The organism is Bradyrhizobium lablabi (assembly GCF_018129385.1).
Taxonomy (GTDB): Bacteria; Pseudomonadota; Alphaproteobacteria; order Rhizobiales; family Xanthobacteraceae; genus Bradyrhizobium; species Bradyrhizobium lablabi_C.
Genome location: NZ_JAFCLN010000023.1, coordinates 21,971 through 36,809 on the forward strand (window position 1 = coordinate 21,971; position 14,839 = coordinate 36,809).

Consider the following 14,839-nt stretch of genomic DNA (forward strand, 5'->3'; position numbering starts at 1 on the left):
ATGACCAACCGCTGGCCCCTCCTCGTCTTTGCACTCGTCATGGCTGTCATCCCGCTGATCCCGGGCATGCCGCCGTTCTGGATCGTGCTGCTCGACAATATCGGCCTCGCCGCTTTGGTGGCGATGGGGCTGGTGCTGCTCACCGGCGTCGGCGGCCTCACCTCGTTCGGCCAGGCGGCGTTTTGCGGCTTTGGCGCCTACACCACCGCCGTGCTGACGGTGAGCTACGGCTTTTCGCCGTGGGTCACGCTGCCGCTCTCGCTGCTGGTCAGCGGCATCGCCGCCGTGATCCTCGGCATCATCACGGTGCGGCTGTCCGGCCACTATCTGCCGCTCGGCACCATCGCCTGGGGCATCGGGCTCTATTATCTCTTCAGCAAGCTGGAATTTCTGGGCCGCAATGACGGCATCTCCGGCATCCCGCCGCTGTCGATCGGCACGTTCAGGATGCTCGACCCCGGCACGATCTATTACGCGATCTGGCTCGCGGTGCTGATCTCGGCTGTGCTGACCATGAACCTGCTGGACTCCCGCACCGGCCGCGCCATCCGCGCGCTGCGCCGCGGGCATATCGCGGCGGAGGCGTTTGGCGTGCAGACACCGCGCGCCAAGCTTCTCGTGTTCATCTATGCCGCTGTTCTCGCCGGGCTCTCCGGGTGGCTCTATGCGCATTTCCAGCGCGCGGCCACGCCGACGCCGTTCGGCGCGCAGGCCGGCATCGAATATCTCTTCATCGCCGTCGTCGGCGGCGCCGGCTACGTCTGGGGCGCGGTGCTGGGCGCCGGCATCGTCGTGATCCTCAAGGAGATATTGCAGAGCTATCTGCCCCTCATCTTCGGCGGCCAGAGCCAGCTCGAGACCATCGTGTTCGGCATGTTGCTGGTGGTGCTGCTGCAATTGGCGCCGACCGGCGTGTGGCCCTGGCTGATGTCCCGATTGCCGTTCAGACTCAGCCGCAAGCATCCCGACACGGCGCCGACCCTGCCGGCGCGCGAGCGCTTGGCGACGGCGCCCTCAGTGCTGTTGCACATCGAGAAAGCGCGCAAGCAGTTCGGCGGCGTGATCGCGGTCAACGACGTCAGCTTCGACGTGCAGGCGCGCGAGATCGTGGCGCTGATCGGCCCCAACGGCGCCGGCAAGAGCACGACGTTCAATTTGATCACGGGCGTGCTGACCGCGACCGGCGGCAGCATCTCGGTGCTCGACCAAAACATCGACAACGCGCCGCCGCAGGAAGTCGTCAAGCTCGGCGTCAGCAGGACTTTTCAGCACGTCAAGCTGGTGCCCGATATGACCGTGCTGGAGAACGTCGCGATCGGCGCGCATCTGCGCGGGTCTTCCGGCGCGGTCTCTAGCATGCTCCGGCTCGACCGATCAGATGAAGCACGACTGCTCGCGGAAGCCGCACGCCAGATCGAGCGCGTCGGCCTCGGCGATCAGATCGACCAGCTCGCGGGCTCGCTCTCGCTCGGCCAGCAGCGCATCGTCGAGATCGCGCGTGCCCTCTGCGCCGATCCGGTGCTGCTGCTGCTCGACGAGCCGGCCGCCGGCCTGCGGCACATGGAGAAGCAGCGTCTCGCCGCATTGCTGCGCCAGCTCCGCGACGGCGGCATGTCGGTGCTGCTGGTCGAGCACGACATGGGATTTGTGATGGATCTCGCCGACCGCGTTGTGGTGCTCGACTTCGGCACCAAGATCGCCGAAGGCGTGCCGGACGCGATCAAGAGCAATCCCGACGTGATCAAGGCCTATCTCGGAGTGAGCGCATGAGCGCGCTGTTGCAGGTCAGCGACGTGCATATCGCCTATGGCAAGGTCGAGGCGGTGCGCGGTGTCTCGCTCGAGGTCGGCGACAACGAGATCGTCACCATCATCGGCGCCAACGGCGCCGGCAAGACCACGCTGCTCAATGCCATCATGGGCGTCCTGCCGCTGAAGGGCCTGACGGCCTTTGCCGGCGCGGACATGGCGCTGCTCGATATCGAGGATCGCGTCGCCGCGGGCCTCAGCCTGGTGCCGGAGCATCGCGAGCTGTTCGCCACCATGAATGTCGAGGACAACCTCCAGCTCGGCGCCTTCCGGACGGCAAAGGCGGCGGTCGCGCAATCCTTCGAACGCGTCTACACGCTGTTTCCGCGCCTGAAGGAGCGGCGCAAGCAATTGGCCGGCACGCTCTCCGGCGGCGAGCAGCAGATGCTGGCGATGGGCCGCGCGCTGATGGGCGCACCGCGGCTTCTGATGCTCGACGAGCCGAGCCTTGGTCTCGCGCCGATCATCGTCGCCGACATTTTTCGCACCATCGGCGAACTGCGCGCCGCAGGCGTCTCGGTGCTGCTGGTGGAGCAGAACGCACAGGCCGCGCTGAAGATCGCCGACCGCGCCTATGTGATGGAGCTCGGCGAGTTCGTGCTGAGCGGCCCGGCCAGCGAGATCGCGACCAACCAGCGCGTGGCTGCGAGCTATCTCGGATTCGCGCGCGAGGGCGAGAGTGCCATCTGAAACACCGCTGACGGCGATGGACTGTCACCCGACTCCGCTTCGGATCTAACGATACGAAGCGATCCTCCTCCAGCCTTACGGTTCAATGGCCCAAAATAACGCATTGAACACGACTGCTAGCGCTATCGCGATTACGAACGCGCCCACGAATACCTGAAAACTGTTGCGATTGTAGGCCGCCAATAGGAAAGAGCCGCCTAGAAACCGCCCGAGGCGAAGGTTTTCGCCATGTCTAATCGTCGCCACGACCATCCTAATGAGGGTCAAAGCGCACACTAGCCACGCACAAACTATTGCAACGCCAATGACCGTTTCCATGGGTGCAATATTAACCGGGGGTCTGCAAACCAAACTAAAGGCGTAGGGTGGGCAAAGGCGCTCTTGCGCCGTGCCCACCACCTTCGTCGCATCGAGCAGAGTTGGTGGGCACGCTTCGCTTTGCCCACCCTACGCATACTCGGCAACTAGTCGCTCTTCACCATCACGTACTTTCCGTTCTTCACGGTCAGCAGGATGCGCGAGCGGTCGTCGAGGCCGTAGCGGTCCTTTTCGGTGAAGTTGTAGACGCCCTGGCTGGCGGCGATGTCGCGTTCGGTCATCAGCGCCTGGCGGATGGCTTCGCGGAATTCCGGCGTGCCCGGTTTGCCCTTCTTGAGCGCAACCGGGATGACGCGTTCCAGCACCAGGAAGGCGTCGTAGGAATGGCCGGCGAACTGGCTGCGGCTGTTGGCGCCGTGCTTGGCTTCATAGGCCTTGTTGAGCGCGAGGCCCGGCTTCTTGGTCAGCGCGCTGTCGGGCTGGTCCTCGGGATCCATCACGGGACCTGAGGCCATGAACACGCCCTCCGCCGCCGGACCGGCGATACGGATAAAGTCCATGCTGGCGGCGCCGTGGGTCTGGTAGATCAGGCCCTTGTAGCCGCGCTCGCGCAGCGTGGTCTGCGGCAGCGCCGCGGCGGTGCCGGAGGCGCCGATGAGGATCGCGTCGGGATTGGCGGCGATCAGTTTCAGCACCTGGCCTGCGACCGACGTATCCGGACGGGCAAAGCGCTCCTCGGTGGCCACGGTCATGCCCATCGGCACGCCCTGCGCCTTGAAGTCGTTGAACCAGAGATCGCCGTAGGAATCGGAATAGCCGATATAGCCGACGGTTTTGACATTGTTCTTCTTCATGTGCTCGTAGATCACCTTGCCCATGATCGGAATCGGCTGCGGCATCGATACCGACCATTTTGCGCGCTCCGGCGTGATCGGGAACGGCGCCAGGCCAAAGTGCGGGATGCCGGCTTCGTTGGCGACGTTCGACACCGCAACCGTCGGGGGCGTGGTCGACGAACCCATGATGATGTCGGCCTTGGACTCCGTCACGAAACGCCGCGCATTGTTGGTGGCATTGGTCGGATCGCCGCCGTCATCGAGCGTGATGATCTTGAGCGGCACGCCGCCGATTTCCTTGGCGACGAATTCGAGCGAGTTGCGCTCGGGAATGCCAAGCGCCGCGGCCGGGCCCGTGGTGGTGACGGTGATGCCGATGACAATCTCATTGGCCTGTGCGAACGCTTGCGATCCCGGCACGGCCAGGGCCATCAGCGCGACGGCCGACAGAAGGGTCTTCCTCATTCATTCCTCCCTTGGTGTTTTATCGTTCAATCAAAAAATGCAGGCTCTTTCAGCCCCTTCTTTAGGTCATGCGGGTCAGCCCCGCATGAATTTCTCAACAATCTCCGGCGGCATCGGCGCCGATTTCAGCTTGTCGGGATCGTCAGGATGACGGCCGACCAGCACACGCGTCTCCCACGCTTCGATCGCCAAGGCTTCGTCCTTGAGCACCTTGTGCGTGACCTCAAAACTCGAGCGCTTGAAGCTTTCGATCCGGCTCTCGATGGTGATCCAGTCGCCATGGGTCGAGGGGATGTAGAATTTTGCCCGCGTATCGACCATGGGAATGCCGACCAGCCCGTATTTGTGGACGAGGTCCTGCTTGGAATAGCCGGCCGCCTCGAACATGATCGACGTGGAATCGTCGAACATCGCAAAATAGCGCGGGTAGTAGACGATGTTGGCGGGGTCGCAATCGCCCCACTGGATCTGCACGCCGCGCCGATGGACGAACATGCCTGTACCTCAGCGCGGCGCCATGCGGAGCGCGGCATCGAGCCGCACCACTTCGCCGTTCAGATAGGGATTGTCGACCATGTGCAGGGCGAGCGAGGCGAATTCGTCGGCCTGGCCGAGCCGGTGCGGGAACGGGATCGAGGCGGCGAGCGAGTCCTGCGCTTCCTGCGGCAGGCCGGCGAGCAACGGCGTCAGGAACAGGCCCGGCGCGATGGTGAGCACGCGGATGCCGAACTGCGCAAGCTCACGTGCGATCGGCAGCGTCATGGCGACGATGCCGCCCTTGGATGCCGAATAGGCGGCTTGCCCGATCTGCCCGTCATAGGCGGCAACGGAGGCGGTGTTGATCACGACGCCACGCTCGCCGGTCGCAAGCGGCTCGAGCTTCGACATGCCCGCGGTCGCGAGCCGCAGCATGTTGAAGGTACCGATGAGGTTGACCTGGATCACCTTGTTGAAGTCGGCAAGGCCCATCGGTCCTTCGCGGCCGATCACGCGCTTGGCGACGCCGATGCCGGCGCAATTCACCAGCACACGCGCGGGGCCGTGGGCCTTTGCCGCCTGCACCACCGCGGCTTCCGCCGAGGCGGCATCGGCAACGTCACAGACGATGGCAACGCCGCCGATTTCGGCGGCGACAGTCTCGGCCAGCTTGCCATTGAGATCGCACACGGCGACCTTGGCGCCCTGCGCCGCCAGCCGCCGCGCAGTCGCCGCCCCGAGCCCCGATGCCCCGCCGGTGACGATGGCCGCTTGATCCTTCAACTGCATGGTTCTCTCTCCCAAAAATCCCGTTCAGTTCAGCGCGATGATTTGCGCCGAGGGCACCGGTGCGTAGATCGTTTCAATCAAGGCGGCGCGATGCTCTAGCACCGCACGCTGGTTGATCGAGCCCTTGTCGGTGACTTCGCCGCGATCGATCGACAGTGGCGTATCGAGCAGCACGGCGCGGGTGATGCGGGTCGAGGAGCCGGTGGCGGTAGCGAGGAATTTGGCGAAGCGCTCGCGGAAGGCGGCGCGAACCTGCGGATCGGCCGCGGCGGTCCCGATATTGTCAGACGCAAGCGCCGGATTGACCAGGCGGCAACCGTCGAGATCGAGCACGACCAGCGCCGAGAGCTCATCGCGGTTGATGCCGGCGATGACGACATCACGCACCAGCGGCGCGCAGGCCGCAACGAAGCGCGCCCGCAACGGGCCGACGCTGACCCAGGTGCCGCTGGCGAGCTTGAAATCTTCCGCGATGCGGCCGTCGAAATCGAAGCCGGCATCGAAATCGTCGGGATTGGCGGGCTTCAAGGCATCGCCGAACTTGTAAAAACCCTCCTCGTCGAAGGCAGCGGCGGTCAATTCCGGCTGGCGCCAGTAGCCCGGCGTGACGTTCGGCCCCCTGGCGCGGACCTCGATCTTGCCGTTGTTCGGCAAGAGCTTTGCGTCGTTGCCCGAAACGGGCAAGCCGACGTGGCCGGAACGGCTGGTGTCGGGGCGGACCGACATGAAAAACGGCGAGGTTTCGGTGGCGCCGAGCCCGGTCAGCATCGGCACGCGGAAGCCGGTTTCGGCAACCGCGAGTTCATCGAGGCTGTTCCAGATGTAGGGTGAGAGTGCCGCACCGGAAAAAAACATCGCGTGCAGCCGGCCAAAGAATTTTGCCCGCAGCGCGTTGTCGTCGCGCAGGTAAGGCAGCAGCGATTCATAGCCCTTGGGCACATTGAAATAGACCGTTGGGGATATCTCGCGCAGGTTTCTCACGGTCTGCTCGATGCCGCCGGGCATCGGCTTGCCCTCGTCGAGATACATCGAGCCGCCGTTGAACAGCGTCAGCCCGACATTGTGGTTGCCGCCAAAGGTGTGATTCCACGGCAGCCAGTCGACGATCACGGGCGGCTCATCCTTCAGGAAGGCCAGCGTCTCGCGCAGCATCACCTGATTGGCGCAGATCATGCGCTGGGTGTTGATGACGGCCTTTGGATTGCCGGTCGAACCCGAGGTGAGCAGGAATTTGGCGATCGTATCCGGGCCGATCGCCTCATGCGCGGCGTCGAGGCGCGGATGGTCGCCCGCCGCCATGAGGTCCGACAGTTTCGTCACGTCGCGCCCGGGCAGGCTGCCGCGCGACGCCGCGATCTCGGTGTCCTGGGGAATATTGGCGGCCAGCGCATCGGCGAATTTGTTGGCGTCGTCGACGAAGACGAGGCCCGGCGTCAGCAGCTTGATGACGAAGCCGAGCTTGCCATGGTCCTTCGATATCAGCGAATAGGCCGGCGAGACCGGGCAGAACGGGATGCCCGCATAGAGCGCGCCGAACGCGATCAGCGCGTGATCGATCGAATTGCCGGAGAGAATGACGATCGGCCGTTCCGCCGAAAGTCCGCGCGCGAGCAGCGCGGAGGCGATGCGCCGGCTGGAGTCGAGCAATTGCGCGTAAGTGATTTCGCGCCAACCGCCGGCGGCGTTGCGCTCGGCCATGAACACGCGGCCCGGTTCGGCCTTCGCCCAATGATGCAGGCGATCGGTGAGACGGACGGGATAATCCGCGAGCGGCTGCTTCGGGCGCAGATAGATGGTGCCGTCGTCGCGACGCTCGACATTGACGGCGGGATCGCCGAACGAGATCGCGCGCAACGGATGCGCGCTGCCGCCCTTGTCGACCGTGTTTGGCCTCGCGCTCATGTCGGCTTCACCTTGGCGGTCTTGCGGTCGAGGAAGGCGCGGATGCGCTGCTTGGCTTCCTTGTCGCTCTGCGCCACCGTCGCCATCAGCGATTCCATCAACAGGCCGGTCTGCGGATTAGCCTCCGCGATCATCGGCAGCGCCTGCAACACCGCGAAATTGGTCAGCGGCGCATTGGCCGCGACGCGTTCGGCCAGCTCCATCGCCTTCGGCAGCGCGCCGCCGGCCTCGGTGAGGTACTGCGAGAAACCGTAGGACGAACCCTCGGTGGCGGTGTAGACCCGGCCGGTCAGCATCATGTCCACCATTCGCGGCACGCCGATCAGGCGCGGCAGCCGCACCGATCCGCCGCCGCCGACGAAGATACCACGCTGGCCCTCGGGCAGTGCGAAATAGGCGCTAGGCTCGGCGACGCGGATATGCGCGGCGCAGGCGAGCTCCAGCCCGCCCCCGATCACCGCGCCCTTCAGCGCGGCGATCACCGGCACGCGGCTGTACTGGATGCGATCGAACACGCGGTGCCACATCTGCGAATGACGCAAGCCTTCGGTGGCGTCCTGCTCGGTCAGTTCGGACAGGTCGAGGCCGGAAGAAAAATGATCGCCGAGGCCGTGGATGACCACCGCCCCGATACCGTCGGGGAGGTTTGCAAAGCAATCGCCGATCGCCAGGATGATGCCGTCATTGAGCGCATTGCGCTTGGCCGGACGGTTGAGCCCCACGCTCAGCACCGCGCCTTTTTGCTCGACCTTCAACAGTTCGGATTGGCCTGCGCTGGCGGCAGGGACGGCGTTTCCCATGGGTATTATTGCTTCCTGATCAGAATAGTTATGTTTTATAACGAATAGGGAGGGAGTCAATAAGGGGACCCTCTCAAATGTCGTCATTGCGAGGAGCGAAGCGACGAAGCAATCCAGAGCTGCACGCGTGGCCCTGGATTGCTTCGCTTCGCTCGCAAATGACGATGGAGAACACACCAGCGGCTCGTTCCCCGGACGCAGTGCAGCGCGCCGCGTTTGCGGCGTGGTGCACTGCGTCCGGTATCCATGCGTGTGGCACTAGGTCCCGGCTCTGCGGAGCAGCGCGAAGAGCGCTGCACCGCGTCCGGGACACGAGAACTCACAACACCTGATGCACGTCGATGACGACGCGATCGGCGTGGCGAGCGGCGGACGCGACAAAAATGTATTCCATCAGCCAGCGGTATTTCTCGGCGCCGGTCTCGAACTTCGGCACGGTGCGGAAATAGATCAGCTTTGGATCGACCGGCTCGCCGCGCCTGAGCCTTTGCAGGAGGTCGACCGGGCCGAAGCGGATGCCCTTGTTCTCGACATAGACGATCGCGCCGTCGTCGGTCTCGAAGGCGTATTTGGCCTCTAAATCGATCAGCTCGTTGGGGCGGATGATCTGGAAATCGGCGCCGAACGGCAGCACCTTGCCGTTGACCTTCTCGCCCCTCACCTCGCCGCCGATGATCGGGATGATGCGGCGGACGCCGTGGCCGATGTCGCCGGCGGTGGTCACCTCGGCGATGCGGGCGGTGATCGTGAAGACGTATTTCGTTTCGATCTGCGGCGACATGACGAGTCCTAAAGTGTGAGCATGATCTTGCCCGAAAACCGGTTCCCACTTTTCGGGATCATGCTCAATGCGCCATCATGCGCGCCGGCAGCCACAAGGCCAGCATCGGGAAGGCGATCAGGATCACCAGGCGGATCAGGTCGGTCACCACGAACGGGATCACGCCGCGGAAGATGGTGGTGAACGAGACATCCTTCACCACGCTCTTGATGACGAAGACATTCATGCCGACCGGCGGATGGATCAGGCCGAGTTCGACCGTCATGACGATGATGACGCCGAACCAGATCGGGTCGAAGCCGAGATGCATGATGACGGGAAAGATGATCGGCACGGTGAGGATGATCATCGCCATCGCGTCCATCAGGCAGCCGAGCACGAGGTACATCACCATGATCAGCGCGAGGATGCCGTAGGGCCCGAGGCCAAGACCGGTGAGCAGCTCGGTGACCTTTTGCGGGGTCTGCGTCACCGTCAGGAAGTAGCCGAAAATCAGCGCGCCGATCAGCACGGTGAAGACGGCGGCTGCGGTACGGGTGGCCTGTAGCAGCGAGGCCAGGATCTTTTCCTTGTCGAGACGGCCGGTGAGCACGCCGATCAGGAATGCGCCTGACGCGCCGACGCCGCCGGCTTCGGTCGGCGTAAAGCGCGGCAGGAACGGCAAACCATAGAGGCCGCCGATGACGAAGATGAACAGCAGCACCGGCGCCCAGATGCTCTTGAGGCCCGCAAAGCGCTCGCGCCAGGGCAGCGGCGTGCCGCGTGGCAGAAAGTCGGGCTTGTACCAGCCGATCAGCGCGATGGTGAGCATGTACATGCTCATCGCGAGCAGGCCTGGAATGATGCCAGCAATGAAAAGCTTTCCGATGTCCTGCTCGGTGATAATGCCGTAGACCGCAAGTACCGTAGACGGCGGCAGCATGGCGCCCAGCGTGCCGCCGGCCGCGATCACGCCGGTCGCAAAGGACTGCGGATAGCCGAAGCGGCGCATTTCCGGATAGGCCACCGCGGAGAAGGTCGCGGCGGTCGCAACCGACGAGCCGCAGATCGCGGCGAAGCCGCCGCAGGCGCCGACGGTGGCAATGCCGAGGCCGCCTCTAAGATGGCCGACAAATCCGTTGGCAGCGCGGAACAGCTCGCGGCTCATGCCGGAATTGGACACGAAAGTGCCCATCAGCAAAAACATCGGGATGACGCCGAAGGTGTAGTCGGTCACCGTGCGCATCGAGGTCTGGCCGACCAGTTTCAGCGCCGGGGTGAAGCCGGTGAGGTAGCCGAAACCGCAGACGCCGACGAGGCCCATCGCCATGCCGACGGGCACGCGCAGCAGCATCAAGGCAAACAGCGCGACAAATCCGATAACCGCGACCGCGTCGGTGCTCATCGCCCTACTCCACGGCCTTCACTTTGGGTTCTTCCTGCATCTCCTCGGGGTGGAAGATCAGGCGATAGGTGCGGATCGCGATCAGCAACACGGCGGCGAAATCGCCCGCCCAGGCCAGCGCAAAGAACGGCCAGGTCGGCATGTGCATGTCGAAGGTGAGCACGTTGTCGTTGTAGGTGCCGCGCACCTTGTCGAACAAGGTCCAGGTCTGCACCGCCACCACGAACAGCAGCACCAGGGTGGCGAACACGTCGATCATGCGCTTGTAGCGCGGGCCGACATTGGCCCAGACGAGATCAACGGTGATGTGGCCACCGCGATAGGAGGTGGCGGCAATGCCCCAGAAGATCAGGATGCCGAGCAGCATGCGGCCGATGTCGAAGGAATCGGGAATGTTGTAGCTGAGCGTGTTGCGCAGGATCACCGCCAGGAAGATGTTGAGCGCGACGATGCCGACAAAGGCCGCCGCGATCCATTCGATGGTGTCGATGAACCGGTCCATCCACGCGCGAGACATGTTGGGGAATTCCTGTAGCGGTGAGTTGAATCGGTATGGCTCGGGATTCGGTTTAACCTCTCCCGCTTGCGGGGGAGGTCGGCGCGTAGCGCCGGGTGGGGGCTCTATCCACGCGGGCAGTCTGACTCGCGGCGACACCCCCACCCCGCTCTTACTCAAGTACGGCGGCCGTAGGCCGCCTCTGCCTCCCCCACAAGAGCGGGAGAGGGGGACGAAGCAGCGGTGCGTCCCTTACTCCGCCAGCGCGTTGTGCTTCTTGAGCGCCGCGCGCAGGTCGGCCATCGCCGGGTCGGGATCGACACCGGTCTTCTTGACGCCCTCGCCCCAGGTCTTGACCAGCGGCTCGGACGCCTTCTTCCACAGCGCGATCTGCTCGGGCGTGAGCTTGTAGACCTCGTGGCTGGATTCGGCCTTGATCTTGGCGATGCCGGCGTCCTCCATCTTGCCCCAGTGCTCGCCGACGCGGCCGGCAGCTTCCGTGTTGCAATTGTTGTCGATCGCCTTCTTCTGCTTGTCGGACATCGCGTTGTACTTGTCCTTGTTGATCACGAAGGCGAAGGTCGTGGTGTAGAGCGGCGCCTCCATGTCGTATTTCGTCACCTTGTCGATGCCGAACAGCAGCAGCGAACCCCAGGGGAAGGTGACGGCATCGGCGACGCCGCGCTCGATGATGTCGCGCACTTCAGGCGCCGAGGACTGCACATTGGTGCCGCCAAGCGATGTGACGAAGTTGGCCATGGTGGCGTGCGCCGGGCGGATCTTCATGCCCTTGATGTCCTCGGGAACCACGATCTTCTTGGTCCGCGAATGGAACGACGACGGCGAATGCACGAAGGCGAGGCAGAACTTGACGTCCTTCATCTCCTTCTCGGCATATTTGCGATACCACTCGTCGAGGCCCATCGAGCCGCCCTTGGCGTCCGACATCAGGAAGGGCATCTCGCCCGCGCCGATGATCGGGAAGCGGCCGGGCTGGTAGCCGGGATTGACGTAGGTGACGTCGGCAATGCCGTCGCGCGCCATGTCGTAATGGTCGAACGCCTTGCCGAGCTGCTGGGCCGGAAACACCTTCGACTTGATGGTGCCGCCGGAATCCTTCTCGACCGCGGCTGCCCAATCTTCCAGCGACTTTTGCAGGGGATGCGACGCCGGCACCCAGTGCGAGATTTTCAGGTCGAAGGTTTTTTCCTGCGCCATCGCAGGCGTGACGCTGGCGGCGAGCAGCAGCGCCAGGAACGTTTTCCTCATGGACGTCGTCTCCCTTGATTGTGGAGCGGGCGTTGGCCGCCCGGCCTCTCGTTAGTTAACATGTTATATAATCGGCATGTCTTTTCAAGCCGGGTGTGGCCAGCCTCCATCTGCGATACATCCGCCGCGCAGACTTGCTGCGACGCGGAAGTGAAAAAGACTGGACGGCCTCACCCTTTGTGCCGATTGTTATATGATGTAATCATCATTACAAGCCTGCGACATTTCGACGGGCGAACCACCGCCACACAAGGAAACGCGCATTGCGGACACAAGTCGTCATCATCGGTGCCGGTCCGGCCGGATTGTTGCTAGGGCAACTACTGCATCTTTACGGCATCGACAACATCATTCTCGAGCGCCAGACGGGCGAGTATGTGCTTGGCCGCATCCGCGCGGGGCTGCTGGAGGAAGGCACCGTGTCGCTGCTCGACAAGGTCGGCGCAGGCGCCCGCGCCCGTCGCGAGGGGCTGGTGCATCATGGCGTGGAACTCGCCTTCGGCGGCGCGCGGCATCGCATCGACATGCACGGGGCGACCGGCAAGACCGTAATGATCTACGGCCAGACCGAGGTGACGCTCGATTTGATGAACGCGCGGAAGGCTTCGGGGCAGATCTCGGTCTATCAGGCCGCCGATGTCACGCCACTCGATTTCGATACCGACCGCCCGCGCGTGACCTACGTGAAAGACGGCGTCACCCACGAGATCGCCTGCGATTTCATCGCCGGCTGCGACGGCTTTCATGGCGTCAGCCGGGCCAGTGTCAAGCCATCGGCGATCCAGACCTTTGAGCGGGTCTATCCGTTCGGCTGGCTCGGCATTTTGTCGGAGACGCCGCCGGTCTCGCCGGAGCTGATCTATGTCAACCACGCGCGCGGCTTTGCGCTCTGCACCATGCGCTCGCACACCCGCAGCCGCTATTACCTGCAATGCCCGCTCGACGACGACATCAGGAACTGGCCGGACGAGCGGTTCTGGGACGAGTTGAAGCAGCGGATCGACCGGAAGGCGGTGGACAATCTCGTCACCGGTCCCTCGATCGAAAAGAGCATCGCGCCGCTGCGCAGCTTCGTCGCCGAGCCGATGCGGTTCGGCCGCATGTTCCTGGCGGGTGACGCCGCCCATATCGTGCCGCCGACCGGGGCCAAGGGATTGAATCTCGCGGCCAGCGACGTGCATTACCTCTCCGGCGCGTTGCGCGAATATTACGACGAGAAGTCATCCGCAGGGATCGACGGCTATTCGGCGAAGGCCTTGAGCCGGGTATGGAAGGCGGTGCGCTTCTCCTGGTGGATGACCTCGATGCTGCACAAGTTTCCGGACGAGGGCGAATTCGGCGCGCGGATCCAGTTGGCTGAGCTGAACTATCTGGTGGGGTCGAAGGCCGCATCGGCTTCGCTGTCGGAGAATTATGTGGGGCTGCCGTTCTAGCCCCGCTCTCTCCCCGTCATTGCGAGGAGCCCGCGACAAAATTGCGAAGCAATTTTGCGCTCGAGCGACGAAGCAATCCAGCTTCGTTGCCGCGGCGAAGAAAGCTGGATTGCGTCGCTTCGCTCGCAATGACGATTTCAATAGCTCGTCGTCTCAGAGCGTGACGGAGGCCTATGCCTCCGGCTTGATCTGGAAATTGCGGGTGGTGGCGAGCACCGTCCCACACAGCGTCTCTTCCTCGCCGGAAACGGTATAGATGTCGGCCGCGCCGACCGAGTTGGTGCGCCCGGCCTGTAGCACGCGGCCCTTGGCGCGCAGCCGTTCGCCCCTGGCGGCGCCGGTCATCTTCACGGTGAAATCGATCGTGGCGAGCGCCCAGCCGCGCGGCAGCAGCGACAAGCAGGAGATGACCGCCGCGACGTCGCCGGCCATGCCGACGATGGACGCCGGAAACTGCCCGGGCGGGCCGGAGAGGCGCTTGTCGAACGGCAGTTCGATCGTCACCTCACCAGGTTCGATCGAAACCATGCGGATGGCGTACTCCCGCACGAATTCCAGCCCCGCGGAAAAGGCGTCGATCTCGGCCCTGCTCAGCCGGTCCTGCGCATCCATGGACTCGCCTCCCCCGTCTCATTCGACCAAGCCGCTGCACTTGCGCCGTCCTCCGCGAGGACGACCGCAAATGATCTCGCGACATCCTCGATCGGCTTCGCGCTGCATTCAATGGCGGCCGCTTCAAACAGGCGCTGCAAGAACGTTTAAAACTTTGTAGGCGGTGCAGCCGTCACAAACTTCGCGTTGAATGCGCTGGCACGACGTAACGATCCGAGGTTCGCATGACGCTGACCGACGCTTTGCTCTCCACCGGTATCCCCGCCGGCTTCGAACCGCACTTCAAGAAAAGCCCCGTCACCGATCCGTGGGAGCCGCTCTATTCCAGGTTTCTCGACAAGGCCGTGCATATGGGGCTGCGGCTTGCGAAGGCGCACACCAATTCCCGCGGGCTCATCCATGGCGGGCTGATCGCTGCCCTCTCGGACAACGCGATGGGCTACAGCTGCGCGCAGGCCATGGGATGGGACACCGGCAAGTCGCTGGTGACGGTCAATCTGTCAGTCGATTTCATCGGCAGCGCGAGTATCGGGCAATGGCTCTCGATTGAGCCCGAGGTGATCAAGACCGGCAGCACGATCTGTTTTGCACAGAGCCTGATCAAGGCCGACGGCGTCGTGATAGCGCGCGCCAACGGCACGTTCCGCGTGGTGCCGAAGAAGGAGGCGGTGAGCTGAGGCCCCTATCCATCGTCATGCCCGGGCTTGTCCCGGGCATCCACGTCTTTCTCGCCGTGCGAAAGCAAGACGTGGATGGCCGGGACAGGCCCGGCCATGACA

At 63.8% G+C, this 14,839-nt stretch carries 14 protein-coding genes; 4 read left to right on the forward strand and 10 right to left on the reverse strand.

The window, feature by feature from the left end; genetic code table 11:
- Entirely contained in the window at nt 1-1,770 is a 1,770-nt protein-coding gene (locus tag JQ628_RS29990) for a branched-chain amino acid ABC transporter ATP-binding protein/permease (RefSeq protein WP_212228877.1), read from the forward strand.
- On the forward strand, nt 1,767-2,498 hold the full coding sequence (locus JQ628_RS29995) for an ABC transporter ATP-binding protein (RefSeq protein WP_212228879.1): 732 nt from the start codon (nt 1,767-1,769) through the stop codon (nt 2,496-2,498). The genes JQ628_RS29990 and JQ628_RS29995 overlap by 4 nt, the downstream gene beginning before the upstream one ends.
- Nucleotides 2,499-2,962: 464 nt before the next feature.
- Here JQ628_RS29995 and JQ628_RS30000 read toward each other — a convergent pair whose 3' ends face one another.
- From JQ628_RS30000 to JQ628_RS30040, 9 genes are all read right to left on the reverse strand, one after another.
- Nucleotides 2,963-4,117 (reverse strand): ABC transporter substrate-binding protein, encoded by a 1,155-nt coding sequence (locus JQ628_RS30000; RefSeq protein WP_212228881.1) that lies wholly within the window; start codon nt 4,115-4,117, stop codon nt 2,963-2,965.
- Nucleotides 4,118-4,192: 75 nt separating this feature from the next.
- Nucleotides 4,193-4,612, reverse strand: a complete 420-nt coding sequence (locus JQ628_RS30005; RefSeq protein ID WP_212228883.1) for an acyl-CoA thioesterase — start codon at nt 4,610-4,612, stop codon at nt 4,193-4,195.
- Between the two features lie 9 nt (nt 4,613-4,621).
- Entirely contained in the window at nt 4,622-5,383 is a 762-nt protein-coding gene (locus JQ628_RS30010; RefSeq protein WP_212228885.1) for an SDR family NAD(P)-dependent oxidoreductase, read from the reverse strand.
- A 24-nt stretch (nt 5,384-5,407) separates the two neighbouring features.
- Nucleotides 5,408-7,285 carry a feruloyl-CoA synthase gene (locus JQ628_RS30015; protein WP_212228887.1) on the reverse strand — a complete coding sequence of 626 codons (1,878 nt, stop codon included), beginning with the start codon at nt 7,283-7,285 and terminating at the stop codon, nt 5,408-5,410.
- The gene (locus tag JQ628_RS30020; RefSeq protein WP_212229059.1) at nt 7,282-8,091 is read right to left on the reverse strand and encodes a crotonase/enoyl-CoA hydratase family protein; all 810 of its coding nucleotides are present in this window, start codon (nt 8,089-8,091) and stop codon (nt 7,282-7,284) included. The genes JQ628_RS30015 and JQ628_RS30020 overlap by 4 nt, the downstream gene beginning before the upstream one ends.
- Before the next feature lie 313 nt (nt 8,092-8,404).
- The gene (locus JQ628_RS30025; RefSeq protein ID WP_212228889.1) at nt 8,405-8,866 is read right to left on the reverse strand and encodes a DUF3237 domain-containing protein; all 462 of its coding nucleotides are present in this window, start codon (nt 8,864-8,866) and stop codon (nt 8,405-8,407) included.
- A 64-nt stretch (nt 8,867-8,930) separates the two neighbouring features.
- Nucleotides 8,931-10,250, reverse strand: coding sequence for a TRAP transporter large permease (locus tag JQ628_RS30030; RefSeq protein WP_212228891.1), 1,320 nt, complete (start codon nt 10,248-10,250; stop codon nt 8,931-8,933).
- 4 nt (nt 10,251-10,254) lie between these two features.
- Nucleotides 10,255-10,767 (reverse strand): TRAP transporter small permease, encoded by a 513-nt coding sequence (locus tag JQ628_RS30035; RefSeq protein ID WP_212228893.1) that lies wholly within the window; start codon nt 10,765-10,767, stop codon nt 10,255-10,257.
- A gap of 231 nt (nt 10,768-10,998) precedes the next feature.
- The gene (locus tag JQ628_RS30040) at nt 10,999-12,015 is read right to left on the reverse strand and encodes a TRAP transporter substrate-binding protein (protein WP_212228895.1); all 1,017 of its coding nucleotides are present in this window, start codon (nt 12,013-12,015) and stop codon (nt 10,999-11,001) included.
- Between the two features lie 263 nt (nt 12,016-12,278).
- Between JQ628_RS30040 and pobA the strand changes: the two genes are divergently transcribed.
- On the forward strand, nt 12,279-13,448 hold the full coding sequence (gene pobA, locus JQ628_RS30045; RefSeq protein ID WP_212228897.1) for a 4-hydroxybenzoate 3-monooxygenase: 1,170 nt from the start codon (nt 12,279-12,281) through the stop codon (nt 13,446-13,448).
- 171 nt (nt 13,449-13,619) lie between these two features.
- Here the strand turns inward: pobA and JQ628_RS30050 are convergent, their stop codons facing one another.
- Nucleotides 13,620-14,060 (reverse strand): PaaI family thioesterase, encoded by a 441-nt coding sequence (locus tag JQ628_RS30050; protein WP_212228899.1) that lies wholly within the window; start codon nt 14,058-14,060, stop codon nt 13,620-13,622.
- Between the two features lie 224 nt (nt 14,061-14,284).
- On the opposite strand from JQ628_RS30050, the gene JQ628_RS30055 reads away from it, so the two are divergent.
- Nucleotides 14,285-14,737, forward strand: coding sequence for a PaaI family thioesterase (locus JQ628_RS30055; RefSeq protein WP_249128606.1), 453 nt, complete (start codon nt 14,285-14,287; stop codon nt 14,735-14,737).
- Nucleotides 14,738-14,839 lie beyond the last annotated feature (102 nt).